The following is a 2,467-nucleotide window of genomic DNA, read 5'->3' as shown; positions in this document are numbered from 1 at the left end:
GCGCAGGCACCGGCGCCCGGGCGAGCACCGGCGGCCGGGTCCCCGGCGGGCGCACCGGCCGCGGCGGCCCGCGGCGGCGCGGCGGCCGGCGGGGCCTCCCGGGGCGCGCGGGACGGCGGCACGGAGCGCGTCAGGACGGCGCCAGGGCGGCTCCCGCTGCTCGGCCACGTCGTGCCGCTGCTGCGGGACCGGCTGGCGTTCATCCGGCAACTGCGCGCGTACGGGCCCGCGGTGCGTGTCACGTTCGGCCCGAAGAAGATGACGGTGATCAACTCCCCGGAGCTGATCCACGAAATGCTCACCGTCAAGTCCGGCCAGTTCAGCAAGGGCCTCCTGTTCGAGAAGCTGAAACTCTTCGGCAACGACGCCCTGCCCGTCGCCGAGGGCAGGCCGCACCTGGTGCGGCGCCGGCTGGTCCAGCCGAAGTTCCACCGCGAGAAGATCGCCGGCTACGTCGACACCATGCGTGAGACGGTCGAGCCGTCCGTCTCCGCGTGGCGCGAGGGCCAGACCCTCGACCTCAAGACGGAGATGCAGCTCATGACCCAGGGCGTGGTCATGGCGGCGCTGTTCTCCTCGCGGCCCGAGCGGCTGCCGGCCCTGGAGATCCTGGAGAGCGTCGACGCCGTCTTCATGGCCGCGCTGCGGCGCGCGCTGCTGCCCGTACGGCTCCTGGAGCGGCTGCCCACCCGCCGCAACCGGCAGGTGGAGGAGTCGAGCCGGGTGATGCGGCGGGCCGTCGCCGAGATCGTCGAGGAGCACAGGGCCGACCCGGACGCCTACGACGACGTGGTGTCCCTGCTGCTCGGCGAACGGGACGAGGACGGCGCGCCGCTGGCCGAGGACGACATCCTCTCGGAGGTCACCGGCGTGCTGGCCGCCGGCTCCGAGACCACGGCGGTCGTCATGGCCTGGCTCTTCCACGAGCTCGGCCGCAACCCGGCGCTGGAGCGGCGGCTGCACGAGGAGGTCGACTCCGTCCTCGGCGGTCGGAGCATCACCTTCGACGACATCCCGCGCCTGACCTTCACCCGCATGTGCGTCAACGAGACCCTGCGCATGTACAGCCCCGGCTGGCTCGTCACCCGGCAGGCCACCTCCGACGTGCGCCTCGGCGGGATCGATCTGCCCGCGGGGACGGACGTGATCTGGAGCCCCTACGCGCTCCACCGCGACCCGGCGGTGTATCCGGACCCGGACCGCTTCGACCCGGGACGGTGGGGGGCCGACCGCCCGCAGCCGCCCAAGAACGCCTTCATCCCGTTCGGCGCGGGCAAGCGGATGTGCATGGGCGACGCGTTCGCCCTCACGGAGGCGACCGTCATCGCGGCGGTCGTGGCCTCGCGCTGGCGGCTGCGGCCGGTGGCGGGCGAGGACGTGCGCCCCGTCGGCGAGATCACCGTGCACCCCTCCTCGCTGCACATGGTGGCCCGGGCTCGGGTGCCGGGCGCCGGGAGGAGGGCCGCGTGAGCGGCACCGACGACGGCGGCCGGGGGCCGGCGGCCTCGCGCCTGCCGGATCTGAGCGCCGCCTTCCCCGGACCCTTCCCGGTGAGCCCGCACGCCGCCGACGTGGCGGGGCACCTGGAGCAGTGGCTCGGCAAGCACCCGCTGATCGAGTCGGAGCGGGCCCGGGCGGCGCTGTGCGACATCACCGGCCACGGCGTCGCGCGCACGTTCCCCGGCGCCGACCCCGCCGGGCTGGAGCTGACCGGGGACCTCCTGCTGTGGCTGACCGCGTTCGACGACGCCCACGGCGAGGCCGCCGGCGCCCGCGACCCGGCGGCACTGGTGCGCCGGGTCGCCGACGCGGTGCACGTCCTGGACGGACGCCGGCCGCCCTTCGAGGCCGACGTGTTCGGGACGGCGCTGGCGGACGTGGTGGGGAGGCTGCGGGAGCGCGCCGCGCCGGAGCGGTTCCTGCGCGTCGCGGTCGCCGTGCGCGACAGCCTGTACGGCCTCGTGTGGGAGGCCCACGAGCTGGCGGCGGGCGGACGCGTGAGCGTCGCGCGGTACCGGGCCATGCGGCCGGACACCGTCTTCGTCCGGACGGTCGCCTCGCTGGCCGAGCCGGTCCTCGGCTACGAACTCCCGCCGGCCGAGCGGGAGTCGGAGGCCGTACGCGATCTGGAGTCGGCGGTCTCCGGCCTCGCGGGCTCGATCAACGACCTGGCCTCGTACCAGCGGGAGAAGGTACGGGCGGGCGGCGCCGAGCCGTTCAGCCTGCCGACCCTGCTGGCGGCCGAGGAGGGCTGCGGGAGCGAGGAGGCGTTCGCCGGGGTGGCCGCGCTCTGCGAGGCGGACGCGGCCCGGGCACGGCGGCGCATCGCGCAGCTGACGCAGCCGGACCCGGGCCGGCCGGCCGCGGTGAACGCGGCGCGCGCCGCGCACGCCAGGGCGTGGGAGGGCGTCGCCGCGTCCTACGTGTGGCACATCGGCCACGGACGCTACGGCGGGAGCGGGAGCCG

Annotated in this window: 2 protein-coding genes; both read left to right on the top strand. The window is 75.7% G+C overall.

The window, feature by feature from the left end:
• Nucleotides 1-1,470, top strand: a 1,470-nt coding sequence (locus tag L1885_RS27110) for a cytochrome P450 (protein ID WP_235799798.1), incomplete at its 5' end; no start/stop codon positions are given.
• On the top strand, nucleotides 1,467-2,467 hold a 1,001-nt coding region (locus L1885_RS27105; RefSeq protein WP_235799797.1), incomplete at its 3' end, for a terpene synthase family protein. The genes L1885_RS27110 and L1885_RS27105, both read left to right, overlap by 4 nt.

The sequence above is a fragment of the Streptomyces fuscigenes genome (assembly GCF_021556455.1).
In the GTDB taxonomy this organism is placed as follows: domain Bacteria; phylum Actinomycetota; class Actinomycetes; order Streptomycetales; family Streptomycetaceae; genus Streptomyces; species Streptomyces fuscigenes.
Note: the sequence above shows the minus strand (reverse complement) of the source record. Positions and strands in the feature narration are given on the sequence as shown.